We start from the raw sequence: 24,851 nt of genomic DNA, 5'->3' as shown, positions 1-24,851 counted from the left end.
GTCTCAGAAGACTTTCGTGGTCCTGCGACAGGGTTGAATGTCGATTGTGTTGTATGTCGATTGTGTTGTATGTCGATATTAATTGCACCAGAATGGCACTGGCAAGTTTTTTGCTTTGGGAATTCGTTTATACTTTCGAGATGAGTGTATCCAATACCAAAATCTTGCCAAATTCTTTTAATGCCAGCCGCGCCCTTGAACTTGCATGTCAAACACTGCAAATTGAAGCTGATGCGATCATCGCCCTAAAAAACCGACTGTCCGACGGCATTACACCAGCTGCGGATGCCCCTTTTGCCCGTGCGGTGGCATTGTTGCTGAATTGTTCCGGGCGGGTTGTCGTGTCCGGGATCGGTAAGTCCGGCCATATCGCCCGAAAAATTGCCTCGACGCTAGCGTCGACCGGCACGCCCGCTTTATTTATTCATCCTGCTGAAGCCGCCCATGGCGATCTCGGCATGGTGACTGAAAATGATGCCTTTATCGCTATTTCAAACTCCGGCGAAACCGCTGAGTTAATGGCGATAGTGCCGATCGTGAAACGCATGGGCGCAACATTAATTGCGATGACCGGCAACGACGATTCCTCACTTGCACAATTGGCAACAGTTCATCTCAACGTTAAAGTTGAACAGGAAGCCTGTACCCTGAATCTGGCACCGACCGCGAGCACCACCGCGACTCTGGCGCTGGGCGACGCACTGGCGGTGGCATTGTTGGATGCACGCGGTTTTCGTGAAGAGGATTTTGCGCGCTCGCATCCTGGCGGTGCACTCGGTCGTCGCTTGCTTACCCACGTGCGCGATGTGATGCGTAGCGGAGCCGATATTCCGGCCGTCACGGCGGAGGTGTCGTTATCGGCAGCATTGCTCGAAATAACCCGCAAAGGCATTGCGATGACGGCGATCGTGAATGCGCAGTTTCATCCCGTTGGCGTGTTTACCGACGGTGATCTGCGACGCTTGATAGAACATGTACAAGACTTTTCCAAGTTGACCATCGCTGATGTCATGCATGCCAACCCGCGCACTGTGGGGCCGGACCAATTGGCGGTTGATGCTGTACAAATCATGGAGGAGTTCAGGATCAATCAGTTGCTGGTGGCGGACGCCGAAGGCAAACTGGTCGGTGCCCTGCATATCCATGACCTGACCCGTGCCAAGGTGATTTGATGATCAGCAACCCCAATATTAATGTGCCGTCCGACGTTCTGGCGCGTGCGGCACAAGTCAAAATGATGATTTTTGACGTCGACGGTGTGTTGACCGATGGCGGCTTGTTGTTCGGGGCAGACGGGGAAGCATTGAAGCGCTTCAATGTCCTGGATGGACTCGGCATTAAATTGCTGCAACAAGCGGGAATCATCACGGCGATCATCAGCGCACGGACATCGCCAATTGTCAGCCGTCGTGCCAGCGATCTCGGCATTACGCACGTCTATCAAGGCGTGCATAACAAAAATGTCGCCTTTGCGTCATTGTTGGCGGATACCAACCTGACTGCAGATGTGTGCGGTTTTATCGGCGATGACATTATTGATCTACCTATTTTGTCGCGTGCCTGTCTGGCTGTGAGCGTTCCCAACGGTCATCAGGAGGTAAAGTCACGCGTCCATTACGTTACACAGGTCAGCGGTGGCTTCGGCGCGGTGCGTGAAGTCTGCGATTTGATTTTGCGTGCGCAAGGGAAATACGACGCCGCACTGGCGCACTATCTGACCGACGTTCCTGCGCTATAGAGCCAGTATGAAAAACCTGCGCTCAACCTTTCGTTTCCGTTTCATGCTGCTGCTAACGCTGTGTGTTGCGCTCACGCTCGGCAGCTTCTGGGTCATGGAAATGATGCGTAAAAACACCGAAAAACGGCTCCCCTCTGCGCCGCGTGTAACGCCGGATTATTACGTCGAAAATTTTAACTATGTGCAACTCGCGCTAAACGGCCAGCCACGTTACAACGTCTCCGGCCAACGCTTGACGCATAACCCCGGCGACGATTCGTTCGACGTCATTCTTCCCGTTATACGCAGTCTGGATAAACAACAGCCACCGATGACATTGCATTCAAACACGGCCAAGATTGAAGACAACAACAGCAAAGTCAACATGTATGGCAACGTCAATGCAGATCGATCAGCAACGCCGACTTCCTCGAAATTTCATTTGCAATCGGAATATCTTCAGTTGCTGCCAGACGATGACATCATGACAAGTGATAAGGCGGTTGAAATCACCATTGACCAGTCGAAAATGACGGGCGTCGGTATGTATGCCAACAATGCAACCATGCAATTACGCCTGCTGGGCGATGTCCATGGCACTTATCGCGCGACACCGCGCAGACCTCAATAAACCACATGACTATCGGATGATCCATATTTTGCAACCAGGCCGTCGGGGCTATCGGTGCTCTCATCCTTTTTCAGGATTCTTTATGAAACGTATTCTATTTTTGACGCTACTCGCACTGCAACTGGCATGTATGTCGGGCGCCCGTGCGGAGAAAGCGGATGCCGACAAACCGTCCAATGTAGAAGCAAACCAGTTCACGCTCGATGACGTAAAACAGGTCAAGATCTTTACCGGAAAAGTGATATTGACGCGTGGCACTTTGATCATGAAGGCCGACAAAGTGGTGGTGACCACCGATCCGTCAGGCTATCAATTTGCCACCTTGTATGCGCCGCCCGGCGGTCTGGCGACGTTCCGTCAAAAACGCGACGGCGGTCCTGACTTGTGGATTGAAGGGCAAGCGGAACGGATTGAGTACGATGATAAAACCGAAATCGTTAAATTATTTTCCAAGGCGCAAATGCGCCGCCTGGAAGGCTCCAAAGTGACCGATGTTGTGAACGGTGAATTCATCTCCTACGATAGTCGGGTCGAGTTCTACTCGGTCAATAACGATGTTTCCGGCACCAGTCAACCTGGCGCAGGTCGCATCAAAGCAGTCATCCAGCCAAAGACGAAATAAGATGACCACTACCGCCTCAAGCACCCTGATTGTTAAAGGGTTAGAAAAAAGCTACGGCGCGCGCCAAGTGGTGCGCGACGTTTCATTGAAAGTAAAAAACGGCGAAGTCGTTGGCCTGCTTGGCCCGAATGGTGCCGGTAAAACGACGTCGTTCTATATGATCGTGGGCCTGGTGCCATCCGATGGTGGAACGATTGATCTGGATGGCGTGGATATTTCGCGCTTACCGATTCATCAACGCGCAGTTCTTGGCCTTTCCTATTTGCCACAAGAAGCTTCAGTATTTCGCAAGCTAACGGTTGAGGACAATATTCGTGCGGTGCTTGAACTGCAGCGTCCGAATGGCAAGCCGCTGACCAAGGATGAAATTTCGGACAAACTCGAGTCTCTTTTGCAAGAACTGCAAATTGAAAAACTGCGGGAAAATCAGGCTTTATCGTTATCAGGCGGCGAGCGCCGACGGGTTGAAATAGCCCGGGCTTTAGCCACTAACCCGCGCTTCGTGTTGCTCGATGAGCCGTTTGCCGGGATCGATCCTATCGCCGTGATCGAAATCCAGCGCATCGTCCGCTTCCTTAAAGAGCGGGGTATCGGGGTGCTGATCACCGATCATAATGTGCGCGAAACGCTCGGCATTTGTGACCGCGCATACATCATCAACCAGGGTAGCGTGCTGGCTAGTGGCAGTCCAGACGACATCATCGCAAATGAATCCGTGCGACGGGTTTATCTGGGTGAACATTTCCGCATGTAACGGCATCCCTGGCGCCCATGAAACAATCTCTTCAACTCCGTACTTCGCAACATCTGGCGCTCACCCCTCAACTGCAGCAATCGATTCGTCTATTACAGCTGTCTACGTTGGAGTTACATCAAGAACTGGAGCACATCCTTTCTGAAAACCCGCTGCTGGAGCGCCTCGACGATCCGTTAGATAACTCGGTGCGACTGCTTGCCGACGGCGCTATCAGTACCAGCGCCTCAACGATGGATGCGCCCCCCGGCGACAGCGAAGTGAGCAGTTCGCCAGTGGAGCCTGAGGGCGGCGGCGAAGCCCCTGAAGCTGGCGAAAACAGCCAGGAGAACAGCAGCAACGATAGCAACGATAACGAATGGAGCTTTGACGACGTCTCCAGAAGCGGCAAAGCGCCCGACGATGAAGATTCACGCCCGCAGCTGGAAGCCTGCGAATCAACGCTGCGCGAGCATTTGTTACAGCAGATGCGTGAGGCGGTCGATCAACAACGTGATCGTGCGCTGATCGAATTAATCATCGATGCGCTTGACGAAAATGGCTATCTGGAAGAGCCGCTGGAAGATATTTTCGCACGCCTCCCGGAGCAACTTGATATTGAAATTGAAGAGTTGTCGATGGCTTTGAAAATGGTCCAGAGTTTCGACCCGACCGGCGTTGGTGCCCGTAACGCCTCGGAATGCCTCGCATTACAAATCAAAGCTTTTCCCAAAGTGGCGTTCGTCACCCGCCGCCTGGCGCTGACAATTGTTGAAAGCTATTTAACCTTATTCGCTCAGCGCGATTTCAATAAAATCAAAAAAGCGCTGGAGTGCGACGACGAGGATCTGCGCGAAGCACAGGTCGTTATCAGACAGTGTAATCCACACCCAGGTGCGACCTTTTCCGGCGGTGCTTCAGATTATGTTGTGCCAGACGTCATTGTCAGAAAAACAAAGAATGGCTGGCAAGTCATGCTCAACAATGACGTTATGCCAAGGCTGCGCGTAAATGCACTTTATGCCAACATTTTGAAGCAAGGAAAGAGTGAGGGCTCACTAAATTCGCAGCTGCAGGAGGCGAAATGGTTGATCAAAAATATGCGTCAGCGCTTCGATACGATATTGCGTGTAGCCCAGGCAATTGTTGAGCGGCAGAGGAATTTTTTCTCTCATGGCGCGGTCGCAATGCGACCTCTTGTGTTGCGCGAAATAGCTGATACACTAGGATTACACGAGAGTACTATCTCACGTGTGACCACTCAGAAATACATGCTCACCCCTCACGGGATGTTCGAATTAAAGTATTTCTTTGGCAGCCATGTTGCAACAGAGGCAGGTGGAGAGGCTTCCTCAACGGCGATACGGGCGTTAATCAAACAACTGATAGGAGCGGAAGATTCTAAAAGTCCTTTCTCTGACAGCAAGATTGCCGATATGCTCGCGGAACAAGGTATGGTAGTTGCACGCCGGACCGTCGCAAAATATCGCGAAGCATTACGAATTCCGCCGGTTAGTTTACGTAAATCTTTATAGCTGTTTGCTTGTTTGCACCAACGTCGCTGTGTTCTGGCTGATTGATTTGAGCTGATGAATAAATTGGTGATTCAGCTGAGTTAATCGTCCCGGTCCGAACCGCCAACGACATACTTGATAGGAGCGCTACATGAATTTCACAATTAGTGGGCATCACCTCGACGTAACTCCCGCCATTCGCGAACACGTACTAAGCAAATTGGAGCGTATCAAGCGCCACTTCGATCAGGTCATAGATATTAGTGTGATCCTGACGGTAGACAAAATCACAGAGAAAGAAAAACGCCAAAAAGCCGAAATTAATCTGCGCGTCAAAGGCAAAGACCTGCATGCTGAAAGCATTGCGCATGACCTTTACGCTGCCATCGATTTGCTGATCGACAAGCTTGATCGACAAGTGATTAAATATAAGGATAAATTGCAGAATCATCAACATTCCGCAATTAAGCATCTGCCTGAGGATTTGCCCGTAGCAGCAACGTGATGGCAATTTTCCAGAGACGTCAAAGAAAGTATTTTTTAAGCAATATTTAAGAAATCACTATACTGACAAATGAGCAAGGGCGCAGTTAATGCGCCCTTTGTTATTTCAAACTCGCTAAATGGCCATGCCTGGCTATCCAAATGGTTACGAGATAAATGATTTTATCTTTTCGGGTTGAAGTGTCCCGAAAAAAATAAGCATCTCGTCCGATTAGCCTGCCGGGCGGATCGCCGATTATTGTTTCAACGCGCCAAATACCTTACCGATAATCGCGCTGCCAGCACCGACCGGGTCGCTCCGAATGGCTTTTTCTTCTTCTCCGATCATATAAAATAAACCATCCAGCGTACGCTGCGTGACATAGCCTTCAACCGTGGCTGCCTGTCCCGGCACGAGACCGGTTTTACTAACCAACCCCATGGTCGCGTTATATTGGCTGGAAACACCATTGCCATCAGTGATTTTTTTGACGATGGGAAGAAATTTTGCTCCCAGAGGAGTGGCGGTTTTCTCTCTGAAAAAGTCGGTAACGGATGTGTCACCGCCACTCAAAATATTCTTGGCATCGGTAATCGACATCGATTTCACTGCATTCAATAACAACGGCTTTGCCAGTGGCACTGCCGACTCTGCAGCATGATTCATGGACACCACCAGATCGTCCAACTGCTGGCCCTTCCCCGTCATTTTCAATAGTGGTCTTGCTTTTTCAAGCATACCGGGTAATCCGATTTTGACTTTATCGTTATTCAAAAAGCCATTTTCGACACCAAGCTTGGCCACTGCCACGTCCGCTCCTTTGTTCAGCGCAGCCTTGAGTCCTGAACTGGCGTCCTGATTACTCAAGTCAGCTAAAGAAACTGCCATGGCGGCGGTCGAGACCAGGGAAATGGCAATGCCTAAGCGCCAGGCCGGTGGGGAGAAAAATTTCATGAATAGTCCTTTTTGAAAAACAAGACAAAAAATACACAGGCTTCCACGTCGGGAATTCGACGAAAATCGAGCCGGTCATCGGGCAGGCAATCCAGCCAGATAAGCGGAAGCGAATGTGAAGCAGAGTGTGAAGCAGAATCTGAAGCACAATGTAAAGGAGAACGTGAAGCGGCGCGTGGGAAATTTCGGCACGCCGTTTTTGACAGCAAGAAGAGTAAGGCGTTCAGATTGCAGACCGTCCCCCGCAGTATCCGTCACCAAAGCACGCGCGGTTTTGGCTAAAATTGGGTGGGCCCGCACCGGTTACCGTGGCCGTGGCCCTGGCCCTATCGAACGATGTTGATTATAGATGTCCGTCGTCGACCAAAAATAAGCGCCGATGCTCGCGTATGGCATAACGATCGGTCATCCCTGCGATGTAGTCGGCGACCTGCCGGGCCTGTAATTGTGCACTGTCAGTCTCCGTCAAGCCGCTGTTTTGCGGGGTGACAGGTGACATTAGTTGATAGTCGGGCGGCAGTAACGCGGGTTCGTTGACAAAGCAGTCAAATAGCTCAACCACGATCCGCCGTGCCTTGCTGGTCATGCGATTGACCAGATAATGCCGATAGAGATTTTCACGCAAAAACTGTTTCAGCGCGGTGGCCTCAAGCGCCATCGACTCCGAAAAAGCAATCAATGGCGTCGCATCACGCACGTCATCAATGCTCTGCGGTGCCGCAGCTTCGATGCGCTTGCGCGATGTCTCAATCAAATCGTTGATTAGAGCGTTAATCATGCGGCGCACGGTCTCATTGATCGCACGGCGCCCACGTAGTCCAGGAAAAATCGCTTCCACTTCGCGATTATGGCGCGCAAAAAAGTCGATTTGCAGCATCTGCTCGAGCGTCAGCAAACCCGAACGCAGGCCGTCGTCGATATCGTGATTATTATAGGCAATTTCGTCCGCCAGATTGGCCACCTGGGCTTCCAGGCCTGGCTGCTTGCGCTGAATAAAACGTTGACCAATATCGCCCAGTTTCTTGGCATTCGCTAACGAGCAATGCTTCAAGATTCCTTCGCGGGTTTCAAACATCAGATTCAAGCCGTCAAACGCGCCGTAACGCTGTTCGAGCTTGTCGACCAGCCGCAGACTTTGCAAGTTATGTTCGAAGCCGCCAAAATTGTGCATGCAAGCGTTCAACGCATCTTGCCCAGCGTGCCCAAAAGGCGTGTGCCCAAGATCGTGCGCAAGTGAAATGGCCTCTACCAGATCTTCGTTTAGCTGTAAATTACGCGCTATGGAGCGCGCAATTTGCGCCACCTCAATGCTGTGGGTCAGCCTGGTGCGGAACAGGTCGCCTTCATGATTTACGAATACCTGGGTTTTATATTCTAGTCGGCGGAAAGCCGTGCAATGGACGATGCGATCACGGTCGCGTTGAAACTCGGTGCGCGTGTCCGGCGCGAGTTCATCGAACAAGCGTCCCTTTGATGTCGCTGAATGGGCAGCATACGGTGCAAGAGACGCTTCTTGATTTGTCATGGAGTGGCGCCAGTCGGGTGACCAGGAGGCGGTGCGACCAATTGCTGAATCGTCGCTAATAACGGCTCCTGAGGTGCTGTGCTGACGACCGATCCGCCTAATTTTGTCATCAGGATGAATTTGATTTGACCATCTTCATTTTTCTTATCGACCTGCATCAGCTCCAGCCAGCGTGCTGCACCAAGATCTGGTGCCACCGTTGGCAAGCCTGCAGCCTGAATGAGCGCGCTCACGCGGTCCAGTGCGACGGCATCGATATAGCCAAGACGGTGCGACAGGTTGGCCGCCATAATCATTCCACAACCGACCGCTTCGCCATGCAACCAGACGCCGTAACCGAGGCCAGATTCAATCGCATGTCCAAAAGTGTGGCCAAAATTCAGTATCGCCCGTAAACCGCCTTCGCGTTCATCTTGCCTCACTACATCGGCTTTAATTTCGCATGAGCGTTGAATCGCGTAGGCCAGCGCGGCACTGTCACGCGTCATTAATTTTCCGATGTTCGCCTCTAGCCAATCGAAAAATGCCGCGTCAATTACCGCGCCGTATTTAATCACCTCGGCCAAACCGGCAGATAGTTCGCGCCTCGGAAGCGTCTGTAGTGTGGTGATATCGGCGATCACGGCCTGAGGCTGGTAAAACGCGCCGATCATGTTTTTGCCCAACGGATGATTGATGCCCGTTTTTCCACCGACGGATGAATCAACCTGGGCCAGCAAGGTGGTCGGAATTTGCACGAACGGCACGCCGCGCATGTAGGCCGACGCGGCGTAACCGGTCAGGTCGCCAATCACGCCACCCCCAAGTGCTATCAGAGTCGTTTTGCGATCACATTTTTCGATGAGTAAGCGATCAAAAATGACCATCAGGTTGGACCAATTCTTTTCCTCTTCACCGTCAGGCAAAATGATCTCAATAACGGACTTGCCTGCTGAAAGGAGGGAAGAACGCAAAACATCGAGGTAGAGGGGCGCCACCACGGTGTTGGTGACAATGACAACTTGCTTGCCCTTAATCTGGCGGGCGATCAACTCACCATCCAGCAAAAGCCGCTGTCCGATCTCGATTGGGTAACTGCGGTCACCGAGCTCTACTTGCAGACTGATTGACAGCGTGGAGGTCGCCGCATAAGGTGAGGCGTTCTGAGGAGCGTTTGGTGTGTTTGGTGTGTTCGGAGCGTTCAAAGTAGTTAACCTGGTCATAGGAAATTTGAAGGATAGGGGATCGCTTGCAGGTGCCGGATTGGTCGCAACTGTTGCCGCACCCACCATAGCCCCTTCCCCTGCATTCCGTGGTGCGAGGACATGCTCGTCAACATTGATACGTGTCATATCGAGCTGAGACAAAATGCTGTGCACCAAAAATTGTACGTTAGGGCGACCGGTATCGATGATGATATCGGCAATTTCACGATAGAGGGGATCGCGCTGACGTGACAACTCTTCAAGCCGTCTGCGCGGATCGGCAGTTTGCAGTAGCGGGCGATTTTTATCACGGCCAGTACGTTGCAATATATGATGAACACTGGCACGCAAGTAAATAACGGTGCCGCAGCTCTTCAAAAAGATCCGGCTTTCCGGATTTAAGATAGCCCCGCCACCAGTCGCCAACACGATATTCTGACGCGTAGTGAGATCCTCAATCACCTCGGCTTCCCGTTGTCGAAAGCTCGGCTCTCCCTCGATCTCAAAAATCAGTGGAATCGAAGCACCGGTACGCGCTTCGATCTCGTGATCTGAATCGATAAACAGTTTGTTTAGTTTTCTCGCTAAAGCGCGGCCAACCGTCGTTTTGCCCGACCCCATCAGGCCGACCAGAATAATATTACCTTTCATGTACACCGTACCATTTCACCACTTAACAGTTTGGAACCAGTTTCTATTATATTGCGCCAACGTGCAGGAGCGCTTACGACGCTAGCATCCTAAAGAAAGGACGGGCGCAATAATAGACACAAACAAGTCCACGACAAATCCAGACACCAGCGCAAAGCCGGTGTCTGGGAGACTGGCGGCCCTGGTTTAGCGTCCTTAGGGAATCAAAGCGTGAAATGAGCGAATTCTGGTGCGCTCAGGTCATTTATATAGCCGATTCTTTCTAAGCAGACAGGTCTCACAGGCAATTAACGCCCTGCGATCCGGTCAACGACGACTTTTGGTGTCAAGAAAATCAATAATTCAGTGCGTTTGTTAACAATTGCTGTTTGTTTGAAAAGATAACCCAGAACCGGAATATCTCCAAGCAAAGGCACCTTATTGACGTTATTTGAAATCGTCTGCGTATAAATACCGCCGATCACGACTGTTCCGCCGTTTTCTACCTGAACCTGTGTTTGAACATGCTTGGTATTAATAGACACTCCTCCCGGAACCACCACCCCGACACTGTCATTGGTGACGTCTACCGTTAAGATAACATTACCATCCGGGGTTATCTGAGGAGTTACCTCAAGTTTCAGGTTTGCTTTTTTGAATTCAACCGAAGTCGCTCCGCTACTAGTGGCGCTTTGATAAGGAATTTCTGTTCCCTGCTCAATCAGCGCCTTTTGTTGATCAGCCGTAACAACGCGGGGACTGGAAATGATCTTGCCTTGTCCATCAGCTTCAAGCGCGGACAATTCCAGGCTAATGAATTTGGAGGCAGCGGCATTGAACAAGGTCAATGCAACCGAACCCGCATTGCCGGTTGCCGGAGAGGCTGGCAAGTTGACGGCACTTTGTCCCAGCCCAGGAATGGTGGCACCGGTCGACGTTGTCGTCGTGGTCGATGCGATTTGCTGCCCACCTGCAGCGACGTTAGTGCTGTTAAACCCAAAGCCCAGCTTGGCACCAAGATCACGACTGAACCCGTCATTGGCCTCGACCATCCTCGCTTCAATCAATACCTGGCGTGATGCGATGTCAATTTTAGTCACCAGGGTGCGGATATTTTCCAATACCAATGGCGTATCGGTAATAAATAGCTGATTGGTCCGCGGATCAATCACGGCGCTTCCACGTTTGGACAAAATACTGTTCTTTTTGTCGCCACCGCTGGTGCCGTCATCGTTAATCCCGAAGACTTTTTTGAAGGCTTCGGCCTTCTGATAGTTCAATTGGAATGCCTCCGTCCGCAACGGTTCAAGGTCAGCAATCAAGGCGCGTTGCTCCAGCTCGAGTTTCTCTTTGGTCAGCAACTCGTCCTTTGGTGCAATCCATATGACGGAGCCATTTTTACGCATATCCAGTCCTTTGGACTGCATGACGATATCGAGCGCCTGATCCCAGGGCACATCTTTCAATCGCAATGTCAGGTTGCCGCTGACCGTGTCGCTGGTAATAATGTTCAAACCGGTAAAGTCAGCAATCACCTGCAGCACTGCCCGCACCTCAATGTTCTGGAAACTTAAGGACAACTTATCTCCATGATAGCGTTGCACTCCCTGCCCTAACTGGTTCGCCTGCTCTTTGATCGGTTTGACCTCAATCACCAGTTGGGAATCGCTCTGATAAGCGGTGTGCTCCCAGAGTCCTTTCGGCTCAATGACCATGCGGACATTTTCACCCTGAGTCATGGTGGTAATGGTGCGTACCGGCGTACCGAAATCTCCTACATCCAATTTACGTCGCAACGTTGCGGGCAAACTTGTCTTGTTGAAATCGACGATGATCGACTGCCCTTGCTGCCGGACGTTTACCACGACTTGTTTACTCGGCAGATCGACGACAATCCGACCTTCACCATCGCTACCACGACGAAAGTCGATATCACGTAATGCGGGCTTACTATCGCTGTTCGCCACGGACGGGTAAGTGACCGCTGAGGTGACGGCGGTCGCTACCGGAGCGGCAATCGGCGTCGTCAGCACAGCAGAACGATCCAACGTTGCAGGGAGAACCGGTTGGCCGGTTGAGTCGACCGCTGTCGCCACGCCGCCCGAGCCATCGATCGTTACAACGACCGCGTTTCCGTCCATTGCCAAAGCATAATTTAGCGCACGCTTGAGATTGATCACCAAACGAACCCGATCATCATTTTGCGCCACAATGACGTTGCGGACATCGCCAAGGCTGACTTCTTGCACTGTCTTACCTGTGGCGTTTCCCACGCCTGGAAAATCCAGCGCGATCCGCGCAGGATTGACAATTGCAAAGCCCACAGGAAGGGTTTTTATCGGATTTTTCAGATGGACCGTAATAATCGTATTGGCGCCTTGATGATTCGCGCTAATAGCTGTCACGGTATTGTCGTCAGCCAGCGCGGCGCGTCCAAACCCGGCGAAAAGAACTAGCGTCGCGAGCATTAATGCTTTCTGACGACACACCTTAAGACAATTAAATGACGCTCTTGCTACGGGTTGTGCTGCCCCCTTTGTTGCTTGCGTTACCGCACCCGTTGCTGAACTCATTTTGTATTCTCCTGCAATTCTAACTTGGCTTCGCGTTCGACCCATTCGCCGGACGCATCTTGTACAATTTCTTTTACACTGACTTCGGTCTCACTGATGTGCGTCACCATTCCAAAATTTTGCCCGACATAATTTCCAACCTTAATCGGAAAGACTGTCTTATCAATTTGCAACAATGCATAACTTAACCCCACTTTTTGTAAGGTGCCAACCATCTTGACGGTGTCTAACGGATAGCTTTCCAGCGCTTCACGTCGCCGCTCCATGTTCGGTTTCAGGCCGTTCGAATTCGCCTGCATTTTAGCCAGCACGGTCAGCAATTTGTTCGCATCAAACGGATCGATGCTGCTGTTGCCGGCATAGGCAAACGGGATGAATTTTTTTGGTGCCTTTAGCGGAGCAATGAACGGGCGATTGTGAAGTCTGACATCTGCCATCCACTCTTTTACCTCTTGTACCCCACTATCGCCACACCCGGCTAAGGTCGCAAGTACCAGAACGGCGACTCCCAATTTAGCTGCACGGCCTAAGCCCTTGTAGACGTCGATCATTTCGCTCCCTTCTGAATGGCAGCGTCGCTAATCACGCGTTGCGCGGCCACTTCCTCGGGGTCCAGATAACGGAACGTTTTTGCAATCGCATCCAAGGTCAGTACGCCATCTTTTCCGGCAGTCACGCTCATGTTATTTAACGTGACAATGCGGGGCAGATTAGCGATATCGCTCGTGAACGCACCGACATCGTGGTAGCTCCCGGTGATCCTGATATCAATCGGTAACTCGGCGTAATAATCCTTCACCACTACCTGACCGGGCTTAAATAATTCAAACTGCAATCCTCGTCCGATCCCTGCCTGATTGATATCCGATAGCAATGCATCCATTTCGGCCTTGCTGGGAAGCTGCTTTTCCAGCGTGATGACATATTCAGCGACCTGTTTTTTTTGCTTTCGCAAACCATCTAAATTAATGGCCTGATGGATTTTGCTTTTATACTGTTCTTTCAGCTGTAGCTCTTGTTGTTCACCATTTGCCAGATCAGTCTGTTGATCGCTCCAATAAAAGTACCATCCGAGGACCAGCACTGCCAACAAAGCACCAACGCCGCACAGGTTGCGCGGTATCGTTGGCCACTGCCCCGGATGACGACCGTTCAGACCTCGAAACTGGGCGCTGACGGTCCCCTGTAATCTTTTGAAATCAATCATGCTGCGTCTCTCTTTGAATGCTGCGGCGTCACTTCGCGACCACCGGGGCGGCGACCTGACCACCATTTGCGCTGGCGGTTGCAATATCCCGTGGGCGCTTAATGCCAACATTTATAGTGAAGTCGAAAACCCGTTTGGGGTCCTTACCGATCGTAATATTGGCCGCACGAATTTCAATCAAATCTGGTCGCTCCAACCACACAGAATTGTTACTAAGATTGCGCAATAATTCAGAGACTCGTTCATTGGATTGCGCGTAGCCGCTGAGCACGACACGCTGATCTTCTTGTTTAAAGCTGCGCAGATATATCCCTTCCGGCACCTGCTTGACAAGTTCATCCATCAAATACACCGGCTGGTTTCGGTCACTTTGCAGGTTTTCTACAGCTTGTTGCCGGGCTTTAAGAGAGGCAATGTCTTGCTTGAGGCTGACGATTTCTTTGATCTGTCCATCAAGACGGGTATTTTCTGTCTGGATGTAGAGGTTGCGGGCATTTTGCTCTGATATCGCGTGAGAAAAGAAGGCCCCGACGGCTAGCACCAACAACAAGCCAGATATGGCAGACAGCGCGAGCATGACAAAAAACGCTTCCTTGCGTTTTTTGCGCGTTGCTTCGCGGTGGGGAAGTAGATTAATTTTAATCATCAGCCAAATCTCCGCATTGCTAAGCCGCAAGCGATTAAATAAGACGGCGCTTCAATTCGCATCTGCTTTTCGCGCACGTTTGACGCCAATTTCATGCCGGCAAATGGATTAACCAGAGAGGTCGAGATCTTGACGCGCCCGGCGACTGCTTCAACTATGCCGGGAATACTTGCGCAGCCGCCTGCCAGATAAAGCTGGTCCATGCGTGTGTAAGGGGTGGAGGTGTAGAAGAATTGAATCGCTCTGCTGAGTTCGATGGCAGCGCTCTCCAAAAATGGCTTCAGGATTTCCTCTTGATAGTTTTCAGGTAAATCACCTGTTCGCTTTTTGGCTTCTGCCTCTTCGTAGGAGAGCCCAAACGCGCGCACAATATCCTGCGTCAGTTGCTGCCCCCCAAACGGTTGCTCGCGCTCATAGATCAGCTGCCCGTCCAGCAGAGCTGAAACGTGGGTGCTTTGGCCGCCTATCTGAAAAAGTCCGACCATTTGACCGCGCCCGGCATTCGGCAATTGGGAGACAATGCGATTGATCGCGCCCCGTGCAGCGTAAGACTCAATATCCATGACGACTGGCTTAAGCCCGGCCGACTCCGCTACGGCTACGCGATCCTCGACTTTTTCCTTACGCGTCGCGGCCAGCAACACCTCAACATCTTCAGGGACCTGTTGTGCAGGACCAATCACGTAAAAATCCAGACTGACCTCGTCCAGTGCAAAGGGAATATATTGGCTCGCTTCCGATTCGACCTGCAGTTCGAGTTCGTCGTCACTCATTCCGCCGGGCAGAATAATTTTTTTGGTGATGACTGATGCTGACGGCATGCCAAGGGCGACGCTTCTAGTATTTGAACCACTTTTTTTCCAGAGCCGTCGCACTGTTTCTGCGACGAGTTCAATATTCTCGATATTGCCATCCACCACTGCGCCACGCGGCAACGGTTCCGAGGCATAACGCTCCAACTTTAGCTGGTCGTTTCCCGCCGCCGACAATTCCACCAAACGCACGCCAGAGGCGCTGATATCGATCCCCACTAACGGTGGGTTCTTTTTGCCGAACAATGATCCAAGATCTAATGCCAAGAGGCTTTCTCCGATGAGCGTGATTTTTGCGGGAACATTTCATCAAACAGTAAGTCTAAATTTTACGTATTCAACATCGATCTGCTGCAAAATCATATTGAAAACTGCTCAAAATATCTCTGCTGTAGGAGGCATACGTTCGTACATTCGCTGATACCTTCGCTGGCCGTTCGTTGGCCATTTGTTGCCCGTTTGTTGCCCGTTTGTCGCCAATTCATCGCCCACGCTTATGTTGAAAAAAAACAACAAATAACAAATGGGGAATACCTGAAGCTAACCTTTCCCGCTCGGCAACTATGCTATGAGATAGCGCCAAATTCGGTCACATCCACGGTAAATTATTGTCAAATGTAATGCTTTTCGTCCACTTCCTGTGTGAATTTATGCGATAAAGACCAAATTTAAGTAATTTCCCTATACTTGCAAGTTTTATGCCCTGTTGTGCGGTTAACGTGTGCCGTTATAATGCGACGCATCATTACAGTTATTTCACCCAAGCATGACACCTCCCGTTCCCGATTTGAATTCTAGTAATCCCTCGCCTTCGCCAAAGCGCCGCATGCCGTTGGTGTTAAGGCTGCTTATTGGCTTTTTCGGCGTGTTGGTGGGGATCTTTGCAATTGGCGCCCTGACGTTCGGATTTATGCTCGCGCTGGCATGGCCCAACCTTCCCGCGCTCGACTCGCTGACGGACTATCGCCCTAAAATTCCTCTCCGAATTTTTTCGGCAGACGGCGTCCTCATCGGTGAATTCGGCGAGGAGCGCCGCAGTCTGGTGCATATCAACGACATCCCGGATGTGGTTAAAAAAGCGGTACTGGCGATTGAAGATGATCGCTTTTATCAGCATGGCGGCGTTGATTACCAAGGCATCTTGCGCGCTACATTTTCTAATCTTACTGGCGGCGGCGGCGGCGCGAGTACCATTACACAACAAGTCGCACGGAATTTTTTCCTCACCAGCAACGAACCAACGTTTCTTCAGAAAGCGTCACGTAAATTTCTTTACGAAATACCACTGGCGTGGAAAATTGAACAAAATCTCACCAAGGATCAAATTCTTGAGGTTTACATGAACCAGATTTACCTGGGTCAAAGAGCGTACGGATTTGCTTCCGCAGCCCAGGTTTATTTCGGCAAAAAACTGCAAGACCTGACGATTGCGGAAGCCGCGATGCTGGCGGGATTGCCGAAAGCACCATCGGCAAATAATCCGGTCGTTAACCCGAAACGGGCGACTGCACGCCAACAATATATTTTGTTGCGTATGCAACAATTGGGCTACATCACGCCAGAACAATATGAGCAAGCCAAAAACGAGCCACTGCGATTGAAAACCGGTGCCACCGAGTTTGGTATTCACGCTGAATATGTGGCAGAAATGGCGCGTCAACTGGTCTATGAACAATTCAAAGATGCAACTTATACACGTGGCCTGAATGTCTTCACTACCATCACCAAGGCCGATCAGGATGCCGCTTATTTTGCGTTGCGACGCGGGGTAATGAGCTACGACAAGCGACGCGGTTACCGCGGTCCGGAAGGCTACATGACCATTCCGACCGGTTCCAAGGAAGAGCTGGATGCGGCAATCGAAGTGGAATTGGCGGACCATCCTGACAGCGATGATATCGTCGCTGCAGTGGTGCTTGAGGCCAGCCCGAAAAGCGTGCGTGCCGTGCTCTCCACCGGTGAGGAAATCACGATCACCGGTAGCGGCTTAAGCATTGCGACCAATTTATTGAGTGACAAAGCGCCACCTCAACGTAAAGTAAAACCCGGTGCCATCATTCGTGTCATGCAAAATCAAAAGACCTGGATCATTACGCAAATGCCTGCGGTGGAATCGGCGTTAATTTCCACCAGCACCAGCGATGGTGCTATTCGGGCGTTGGTTGGGGGCTTTGATTTTAATCGCAATAAGTTCAATCATGTCACGCAGGCATGGCGCCAGCCGGGTTCCTCATTCAAACCGTTCATCTATTCCGCCTCGCTTGAAAAAGGCTTGTCGCCAGCGACGATTATCAATGATGCGCCGATTACTTTCGGCGGCGGCCTGACTGGCGGACAGGTATGGCAGCCAAAAAACTATGGCAATAAATACGAAGGTCCGATGACCATGCGCAGAGGATTGATGAAATCCAAGAACATGATATCAGTGCGAATTCTGGATAAAATTGGTGCGCAATACGGCCAGGAATATACAACTCGCTTCGGTTTCGATCCTGACAAAAATCCTCCGTATCTGACCCTGGCCCTTGGCGCGGGTGCCGTGACGCCAATGCAATTAGCCGCGGGCTATGCCGTTTTTGCGAATGGCGGATACAAAGTTAATCCTTACCTGATCAGCAAAATTCTAGATGCGAACGGACAGGTGCTGGCAGAAGCACACCCCGCCAAAGCGGGAGATGAGGCAAATCGCGTGATCGATCCACGCAACGCATTTTTGATGGATAGCATGCTTAAAGATGTGGTGCGCGCTGGCACAGGCGTTAAGGCGATGGCGCTAAAACGAACAGATCTGGCCGGCAAAACCGGCACCACCAATGACTCCATGGATGCATGGTTTGCGGGTTATCAGCCGACCTTGGTAGCCGTCACCTGGATGGGTTTCGACCAGCCAAAAAATATGGGTGATCGCGAGACGGGCGGCGGTTTAGCGCTGCCCATCTGGATCGACTATATGGAAAAAGCGTTGAAAGGACTTCCAACCGTGGAGCGCGAGGTTCCGGAAGGTCTGCTGCATAGCGGCACGGAATATTATTACGCTGAATATCCACCCGGCACCGGCACCCAAAGCATCGGTGTCGGTAGCACCGGCACACCTGGTGCGGACGACAAAGCGCAAGACGAAGTCAAGAATGAATTGTTTTAGGTGAGAGCGACGCAGATTGATGCGTCGCCCTTCAAACAGCTAAATTGCTATCAAATAATTCTCTAAGGCTTTAATTGCAGGGTGGTCCCGCCCTGCTCTCCCACCATCGTGGATAGCGCGCTGAAAAACTCGGAGTCGTCACGCGTATTGCGCCAGACACCCTCTTTCAATTTATAGTGGAAGCCTCCCGATTTAGCCGCAATCCAAAGCTCCTGCATTGGTGCCTGGCTGTTGACGATGATCTTCGAACCATTGTCAATAAATTCAATTTCCAATACGTTGCCTCTGCGGCTACACTCTACATCCAGCTCGTCGTTATCATTTGCGCGCTCCAATGCCGCCTCTAACGCTGCCAGGGTCGCTTCGGCTGCAACCAGAAATTCTGATTCTGTCATGCTAAACTCCAATCCATTCCATGTCGTTAAACTTACCCAGTGATTCTAATCCGTGAAACTATCATTTAAGTTATCCCGCGTAGCAATTTTCGGTAGTACGCTTGCATTTTCGCTCTTACTGAGCGCCTGTGGTCAAAAAGGCCCTCTTTTCATGCCGAAAATACCGCCTCTGGCTCCGCAGCCGACTGGATCTTCTACCGGCACGGCGACGCCTGGGGCGATTGCGCAACCCGGCACCATCCAGGGCGGCGCTGCGGAAGTGCTACCAAACAGCCCGATGGCACCGCCTGAGCCAACCGGCCCAGATACTATTTCCCAATAATTCAACGACTTTTTAACTGACTTCTCCATGTCCTATTTTTCGTATCAAAACGGTGCACTGCACGCAGAAAATACCTCTTTATCTACCATCGCTGAACAATTTGGCACGCCGACGTATGTCTATTCCAAAGCGGCGTTGACCGATCACTTTCTGGCTTACGCCAACGCTTGTACCGCTGGCGGCCGCGATGCCAGTGATTCATTGGTGTGCTATTCGGTTAAATCCAACTCTAATCTTGCTGTGTTGCAGGTGCTAAATCAACTCGGTTCCGGTTTTGACATCGTGTCCGGAGGCGAATTATTGCGTGTTCTTGCCGCGGGCGGCGATCCGCGCAAAGTGATTTTTTCCGGCGTTGGTAAAACCCGCGATGAAATGCGGCTGGCGTTATCGCATGACATTTTATGCTTTAACGTGGAATCGATCCCGGAATTACATCGACTCAACGAGGTAGCGGGCGAAATGGGTAAAACCGCCGCCATTTCATTACGCGTGAACCCAAATGTCGATGCCAAAACGCATCCTTATATTTCGACCGGCCTGAAGGACAACAAATTCGGCGTCGCCTACGAAGATGCATTGTCATGCTATCGCACCGCCGCCGCTTTGCCACATATCGACATTGCCGGTATCGATTGTCACATCGGCTCGCAGTTACTGGATGATGCGCCTTTGCTCGAGGCGCTTGATAAGGTCATTCAATTGATCGACCAGCTGGCGAGCGAAAATATACACGTGCATCATCTCGATATTGGCGGTGGAATCGGGATTACTTATGATGACGAAAAGCCAGTGGCGGTAAGCGCCTACCTGGGCCGTCTATTCGCAAAAATTGATGCCTGGCGCCAGGAAAAATATCAGGGCGTGGCCTTAAAAGTGCTGTTCGAACCGGGTCGTTCGATTGTTGGAAACGCAGGAGTTTTGCTCACCGAAGTGCAATATTTAAAACATGGCGCGAGCAAGAATTTTGCGGTAGTGGATGCTGCGATGAATGACCTGATGCGGCCAGCATTGTACGAAGCCTATCACGGGGTCCAAACCGTGCTGGAACAGAATCCAAATGCCAGCAGTGTGACCTACGACGTCGTGGGACCTATTTGCGAATCAGGCGACTGGCTGGCCCGCGCCCGCGCTCTGGCAGTTGAGCAAGGCGATCTGCTGGCATTCCAGTCGGCCGGTGCTTATGGCATGACGATGGCTTCCAATTACAACACGCGGGGACGCGCCGCTGAAATCATGGTCGATGGTGATAAAGTACATTTAATACGCCAGCGGGAAGCGGCGCAAGATTTGTTTGCTTTAGAGATGCTATTGCCATAACGTTCAGCACGCAAAATAAAAAAATGGGCACGGTGAATATACCGTGCCCATTTTTTTTACGCCATGATGCGGCAGAAAAAATCACAACCCCCGCATGGATTCATACCCAGCGATATTCACTGCGGCGATGTTACCGTCCGCTTGGATATCACCTCAGACGAGCGTGTGCGCACGCCGCGCTTTTTCTGGAAATACCAGACAACCCGTAACAGCAATAAGGCAGCCACGATGGTGCCAAATATTATCGGTTTTTCAAAGTTGTGCTTACCCGCACGCATCCACCAAAAATGTAAAATCCCCAGCATCGCAACGCCATACACCGTGCGATGCAACCATTGCCAGCGCTTGCCACCTAGCCGTTTGATCATGCCGTTGGTACTGGTCAAGGCCAGCGGAATCAAGAGCACAAAGGCGATAAATCCCACAGTAATAAACGGCCGCTTGTAGACATCCTTCAGCATTTCTGTGACGTCGAAAAAGTGGTCGAACCAAAGAAACGTCGTGAAGTGAGAGGTCGCATAAAAGAACGCAAACAGACCCACCATACGGCGTAATTTAATCAGCCAATTCCAGCCGGTGAAACGTCTTAACGGTGTGATCGCCAACGTGATGCACAGAAAATACAGGGTCCAGCTGCCGGTACTGCGCGTAATAAATTCAATCGGATTGGCCCCGAGTTTATCCGTGAAGGCGTACACGACCAAACGAATGAAAGGCAGCAAAGCCAGCACGAACAAGGCGGCTTTTAGAATGCGGAATTGCTTGGGATTGGGGTTGATCATGGTTCACTTTCGACATCGGTAAAGCGTGCTGAAAAACGACGCATGTGCATGATGGACACCTCACAGATAAAAGTTGCGTCACCCCCGGAGAAGCCACGGCCGGCGGGGTTTGGCGGGGCTTGGCGGATTATAGCGTTAAAAATTTATTCCACTATTTGCGCCAACCTACTTTCACATTTTGCCGACCGTCCGGATACCAGCGATTACCAGTCGACAGATCGGCCTCGCAGTTTGGCTTAGCGAACCCTCAGGGTGCTGGCAGCGCCGGACTAGAAATATTTTTTCAAATCCATTCCTGTATATAACGACGCAACGTCGTTATAACCGTTAAACATCAGCGTCGGGCGTTTTTTGGTGAAGAAGCCATCCTCGCCGATACGACGCTCAGTTGCCTGCGACCAGCGTGGATGGTCGACATTCGGGTTAACGTTGGAATAAAAGCCATATTCATTCGCGGCGGTCAGATTCCAGGCGGTTCTCGGTTGCTCTTTCAGAAAACGAATTTTAACAATCGACTTAGCCGATTTGAAACCGTATTTCCATGGCAGCACCATCCGTACAGGCGCGCCGTTCTGATTCGGAAGGACTTCACCATACATACCAAAAGTCAGTAGCGCCAGGGGGTGCATGGCCTCGTCCATGCGCAGGCCTTCAACATAGGGCCATTCGAGCACGGGACTGCCGAGGCCGGGCATTTGCTTCTTGTCGGCCAGTGTCGTAAATTCGATATATTTGGCATTGCTGGTCGGCTCGACTTTTTTGATCAACGCTGAAAGCGAGTAGCCAATCCATGGAATCACCATGGACCATCCTTCCACGCATCGCAGGCGATAAATCCGTTCCTCCATCGGAGCCAACTTCATCAGGCTATCAAGGTCCAGCGTCATCGGTTTCTTGACTTCTCCTTCGATCGAGACGCTCCACGGCCTGGTTTTCAGGGTTCCTGCATTTTGGGCAGGATCGGACTTGTCAGTCCCGAATTCGTAATAATTGTTGTAAGTTGTGGCGTCTTTATACGGCGTCGGCTTATCTGTGACCACGTAGGCAGCGTTGCGTTTCGCGGCCAGTTTTGGCAACGTCGCGCTCTGCGCAAACGCTTGTTGCGAGGCAAGCTCGAGAATTGACCCGGTCGCTATCGAACCGACTGCCAATTGCCGGATAAAACTGCGGCGCGACTCAAATGCGGCGCGTGGGGTGACGTCGGATTCGGTGGGGATGTCGATAATGTCTGGACTACGGCGAATCAGCATGATGTTCCTCAAAGTAAAACAGCTGGTATTTTTGCTTAGCTGCTGACATGGCAGTCACAGCCCATAGGGTGTTGCGGTTGCGGCCATTGGTCGATGGACGGCGCTGATCCTTACAAGCGCTGCAATATATACGCAAAAAAACAGGTCACAGATGCAAGTGGTTTCGTGCGAGCGGTTTTGTGCAAAAATTTTGGCGATGATAAAAACAACAATGAAACTTTGTCGAAAAAATCAATTGTGCCATTTTGCGTCATTTGCGTGAATGTTGCTGTTGCAGCCGAATTTTCAGCGCTACGGAGGAAGAGCTTTGAAGGGGGGAGCGTATGCGGCGATCGGGGCCGCGGGTTAACTTGTTAAGTTAATACCGCGGTGTTGGCACCAGACTGTTATAAACACATTGAAACAGCGTAAGTGACCGCTAACTTCCAATTACGCGGCAATAACGATTAATGCTTGGCTGCGAGCGACTGGGAGCATGTTCGCGCAAAATCATCGACTGAAATGGTCGTGCAATTCTGCCAGCCGTTTTATCACTGTCACCTGCGTCGGCATACCTGGCTCGACCTCGCCGGTCTGTAACGCAAAAACCCGCATGCCGGCCGCAACCCCGGCGGTGGCGCCGGGAACGCTATCTTCGACCACCACGCAACGGGCTGGCGCACACGCCATGCGCTCGGCCGCGTGCAAAAATAAACCCGGCTCCGGCTTCCATACACCGACTTCATAGGCGCTAAAAATACGCCCTTCAAAATACGGTAGCAGTCCGGTAACACCGAGACATAACTCAATTTTTTCGCGCGGGCCGTTGGATGCGAGGCAAAAAGGGATATGCAGTGCGCGCACCAATTCCAGGGCGCCTTCTATTGGCTGCAGGCGCTCGCGGAACAAAACAGCAGTCCGTTCGCGCAACATTGTTGAAAACGAAGCGGGCAAGGCTGCGCCACCCAGCTCCTCCATGGCGAGCACCCAATCCGCCATCTTGCCGCCCTTGAAACGCTCCATAATTTCTGGCACGGTCATGGCCACATTGAATTCGGCAGCGTATTCCACCATTGCCTCCGCGGCTAGTAGCTCACTGTCTACCAGGGTACCGTCAGAATCAAAGATCACCAAATCGATCTCTGTGCTCCTTAACGCGCTTTCAAGCACGTTGGCATCCCTATCAATAGACGTTGCGGAGGACATCTGTTTGGAAGACATGTGGTTATAACTCGCCGTAAGAATGCAAGCCCGACAGGAACATATTGACGCCGAGGAACGCAAAGGTGGTGACCAGCAGGCCGATCAAAGCCCACCAGGCGGCAACCCGACCGCGCAGGCCCTTCATCAACCGCATGTGTAGCCAGGCCGCATAATTCAGCCAGACTATCAGCGCCCAGGTTTCCTTTGGATCCCATGACCAGTAACCGCCCCATGCTTCGGCTGCCCAAAGCGCGCCTAGAATCGTCGCAATCGTAAAGAACGTGAATCCGACCGCAATCGCCTTGTACATGACGTCATCGAGCACCTCTAACGGCGGCAAACGATCCACCAGATAACCGTGTGATTTCAGCAAATACGCCATCGCCACCATGGCCGACATGGAGAATGTGCCGTAACCGATAAAGTTGGCCGGTACGTGAATTTTCATCCACCAGCTTTGTAATGCAGGCACCAATGGTTGAATTTCAGCAGCATCGCGCGCGACGGTGTACCACAACAAAAAACCGACAGCAGCAGAAATGACGAGCATGACAAAGGGGCCAAGCTGGCGGGTGCCGTAACGCTGTTCATAATACAAATAGAACAACGCTGTAATCAGACTGAAAAGAATAAAAACTTCATACAGGTTGGAAATCGGTATATGCCCGATATCCGCGCCGATCAGATAAGACTCATACCAACGCACCAGCAAACCGGTGAAACCTAAAATCACCGCCGCCCAACACAGCTTGGAGCCGATTGATGATCCGAAATCCGAGCGTGCGATCAAGCCGATCCAGTAGAAGAACGTCGAGAGAAAGAACATGGTGCCCATCCACAGAATCGCAGATTGGCTCGACAGAATGTATTTCAGGAAAAATTTTTTGTTCGCCATGTCCAGATTACCGCTGTACAACGCGATCGCTGACAGGGACAACAACGCCAGCAGAGGCATCAGCCAACGCACCGATTTCCAGTTCCATCCAACTAATGCGAAGGTCGGAGCGGCCAGCACCAGCACGCCTTTTTCGTAATAATCCATGTGGGTGCCGTAGCGACCTAACGCGAATAGCGAGCCCGCCACAAGCGCAAAAGCGAATAGCCAGTCGATCACGGATAAACGCTTAAAGAAGCCGTCTGGGGGTGAATAGGTTTGGGTCAGTTCCATCTTTATCTCCGAATCGTTCTATCGTTGCGCAAGGCGCATGAATACATTCCAGTGTTGCGTA

23 protein-coding genes are annotated in these 24,851 nt (G+C 51.3%); 10 read left to right on the top strand and 13 right to left on the bottom strand.

Going from position 1 to position 24,851, the window contains the following annotated elements:
* Positions 1-140 precede the first annotated feature (140 nt).
* The 7 genes from JQN73_RS10225 to hpf all read left to right on the top strand — a co-directional run bounded on the left by JQN73_RS10225 (position 141) and on the right by hpf (position 5,722).
* Positions 141-1,172, top strand: a complete 1,032-nt coding sequence (locus tag JQN73_RS10225; protein ID WP_205323303.1) for an SIS domain-containing protein — start codon at positions 141-143, stop codon at positions 1,170-1,172.
* Positions 1,172-1,738 (top strand): HAD family hydrolase, encoded by a 567-nt coding sequence (locus tag JQN73_RS10220; RefSeq protein WP_205322913.1) that lies wholly within the window; start codon positions 1,172-1,174, stop codon positions 1,736-1,738. Before JQN73_RS10225 ends, JQN73_RS10220 begins: the two co-directional genes overlap by 1 nt.
* Before the next feature lie 7 nt (positions 1,739-1,745).
* On the top strand, positions 1,746-2,348 hold the full coding sequence (gene lptC, locus JQN73_RS10215) for an LPS export ABC transporter periplasmic protein LptC (RefSeq protein ID WP_205322912.1): 603 nt from the start codon (positions 1,746-1,748) through the stop codon (positions 2,346-2,348).
* Between the two features lie 82 nt (positions 2,349-2,430).
* On the top strand, positions 2,431-2,970 hold the full coding sequence (gene lptA / locus JQN73_RS10210) for a lipopolysaccharide transport periplasmic protein LptA (protein ID WP_205322911.1): 540 nt from the start codon (positions 2,431-2,433) through the stop codon (positions 2,968-2,970).
* Between the two features lies 1 nt (position 2,971).
* Entirely contained in the window at positions 2,972-3,724 is a 753-nt protein-coding gene (lptB, locus tag JQN73_RS10205) for an LPS export ABC transporter ATP-binding protein (RefSeq protein WP_205322910.1), read from the top strand.
* Between the two features lie 17 nt (positions 3,725-3,741).
* Positions 3,742-5,238 (top strand): RNA polymerase factor sigma-54, encoded by a 1,497-nt coding sequence (locus tag JQN73_RS10200; protein ID WP_205322909.1) that lies wholly within the window; start codon positions 3,742-3,744, stop codon positions 5,236-5,238.
* A gap of 130 nt (positions 5,239-5,368) precedes the next feature.
* Positions 5,369-5,722, top strand: a complete 354-nt coding sequence (gene hpf / locus JQN73_RS10195; RefSeq protein ID WP_205322908.1) for a ribosome hibernation-promoting factor, HPF/YfiA family — start codon at positions 5,369-5,371, stop codon at positions 5,720-5,722.
* Positions 5,723-5,956: 234 nt separating this feature from the next.
* On the opposite strand, the gene JQN73_RS10190 is transcribed toward hpf, so the two are convergent.
* From JQN73_RS10190 to JQN73_RS10155, 8 genes are all read right to left on the bottom strand, one after another.
* Positions 5,957-6,655 (bottom strand): DUF4197 domain-containing protein, encoded by a 699-nt coding sequence (locus JQN73_RS10190; protein ID WP_205322907.1) that lies wholly within the window; start codon positions 6,653-6,655, stop codon positions 5,957-5,959.
* A 343-nt stretch (positions 6,656-6,998) separates the two neighbouring features.
* On the bottom strand, positions 6,999-8,180 hold the full coding sequence (locus JQN73_RS10185; RefSeq protein WP_205322906.1) for a deoxyguanosinetriphosphate triphosphohydrolase: 1,182 nt from the start codon (positions 8,178-8,180) through the stop codon (positions 6,999-7,001).
* Positions 8,177-10,015 (bottom strand): 3-dehydroquinate synthase, encoded by a 1,839-nt coding sequence (aroB, locus tag JQN73_RS10180; protein WP_205322905.1) that lies wholly within the window; start codon positions 10,013-10,015, stop codon positions 8,177-8,179. The genes JQN73_RS10185 and aroB overlap by 4 nt, the downstream gene beginning before the upstream one ends.
* A gap of 287 nt (positions 10,016-10,302) precedes the next feature.
* Complete coding sequence (gene pilQ, locus JQN73_RS10175; RefSeq protein WP_240162551.1) at positions 10,303-12,462, bottom strand: type IV pilus secretin PilQ; 2,160 nt, start codon at positions 12,460-12,462, stop codon at positions 10,303-10,305.
* Positions 12,463-12,563: 101 nt separating this feature from the next.
* Positions 12,564-13,118, bottom strand: coding sequence for a pilus assembly protein PilP (locus JQN73_RS10170; protein ID WP_205322903.1), 555 nt, complete (start codon positions 13,116-13,118; stop codon positions 12,564-12,566).
* Positions 13,115-13,774 carry a type 4a pilus biogenesis protein PilO gene (locus JQN73_RS10165; protein WP_205322902.1) on the bottom strand — a complete coding sequence of 220 codons (660 nt, stop codon included), beginning with the start codon at positions 13,772-13,774 and terminating at the stop codon, positions 13,115-13,117. Before JQN73_RS10165 ends, JQN73_RS10170 begins: the two co-directional genes overlap by 4 nt.
* Positions 13,775-13,802: 28 nt before the next feature.
* Positions 13,803-14,420 carry a PilN domain-containing protein gene (locus JQN73_RS10160; RefSeq protein WP_205322901.1) on the bottom strand — a complete coding sequence of 206 codons (618 nt, stop codon included), beginning with the start codon at positions 14,418-14,420 and terminating at the stop codon, positions 13,803-13,805.
* Entirely contained in the window at positions 14,420-15,499 is a 1,080-nt protein-coding gene (locus JQN73_RS10155) for a pilus assembly protein PilM (RefSeq protein ID WP_205322900.1), read from the bottom strand. The genes JQN73_RS10160 and JQN73_RS10155 overlap by 1 nt, the downstream gene beginning before the upstream one ends.
* A gap of 559 nt (positions 15,500-16,058) precedes the next feature.
* Here JQN73_RS10155 and JQN73_RS10150 point away from each other — a divergent pair.
* Positions 16,059-18,374 (top strand): penicillin-binding protein 1A, encoded by a 2,316-nt coding sequence (locus tag JQN73_RS10150; protein ID WP_205323302.1) that lies wholly within the window; start codon positions 16,059-16,061, stop codon positions 18,372-18,374.
* A gap of 62 nt (positions 18,375-18,436) precedes the next feature.
* Here JQN73_RS10150 and cyaY read toward each other — a convergent pair whose 3' ends face one another.
* A complete protein-coding gene (cyaY, locus tag JQN73_RS10145; RefSeq protein ID WP_205322899.1) occupies positions 18,437-18,769 on the bottom strand; it encodes an iron donor protein CyaY in 333 nt (110 codons plus the stop codon).
* Between the two features lie 52 nt (positions 18,770-18,821).
* Here cyaY and JQN73_RS22775 point away from each other — a divergent pair, with 52 nt between their 5' ends.
* Complete coding sequence (locus JQN73_RS22775; protein ID WP_205322898.1) at positions 18,822-19,091, top strand: lipoprotein; 270 nt, start codon at positions 18,822-18,824, stop codon at positions 19,089-19,091.
* A 27-nt stretch (positions 19,092-19,118) separates the two neighbouring features.
* Positions 19,119-20,408 (top strand): diaminopimelate decarboxylase, encoded by a 1,290-nt coding sequence (gene lysA / locus JQN73_RS10135; RefSeq protein WP_205322897.1) that lies wholly within the window; start codon positions 19,119-19,121, stop codon positions 20,406-20,408.
* 116 nt (positions 20,409-20,524) lie between these two features.
* Here lysA and JQN73_RS10130 read toward each other — a convergent pair whose 3' ends face one another.
* From JQN73_RS10130 to ccsB, 4 genes are all read right to left on the bottom strand, one after another.
* Positions 20,525-21,190, bottom strand: coding sequence for a sulfite oxidase heme-binding subunit YedZ (locus tag JQN73_RS10130; protein WP_205322896.1), 666 nt, complete (start codon positions 21,188-21,190; stop codon positions 20,525-20,527).
* A 269-nt stretch (positions 21,191-21,459) separates the two neighbouring features.
* Entirely contained in the window at positions 21,460-22,440 is a 981-nt protein-coding gene (gene msrP, locus JQN73_RS10125) for a protein-methionine-sulfoxide reductase catalytic subunit MsrP (protein ID WP_205322895.1), read from the bottom strand.
* Positions 22,441-22,929: 489 nt separating this feature from the next.
* Positions 22,930-23,640: an HAD family phosphatase gene (locus JQN73_RS10120; protein WP_240162497.1), complete on the bottom strand. Its 711-nt coding sequence runs from the start codon at positions 23,638-23,640 to the stop codon at positions 22,930-22,932.
* A 4-nt stretch (positions 23,641-23,644) separates the two neighbouring features.
* Positions 23,645-24,790: a c-type cytochrome biogenesis protein CcsB gene (gene ccsB, locus JQN73_RS10115; RefSeq protein ID WP_205322894.1), complete on the bottom strand. Its 1,146-nt coding sequence runs from the start codon at positions 24,788-24,790 to the stop codon at positions 23,645-23,647.
* Between the last annotated feature and the right edge of the window lie 61 nt (positions 24,791-24,851).

Source organism: Glaciimonas sp. PAMC28666, assembly GCF_016917355.1.
Lineage (GTDB): Bacteria > Pseudomonadota > Gammaproteobacteria > Burkholderiales > Burkholderiaceae_D > Glaciimonas.
This window is presented reverse-complemented; position numbering and strand designations above follow the sequence as displayed.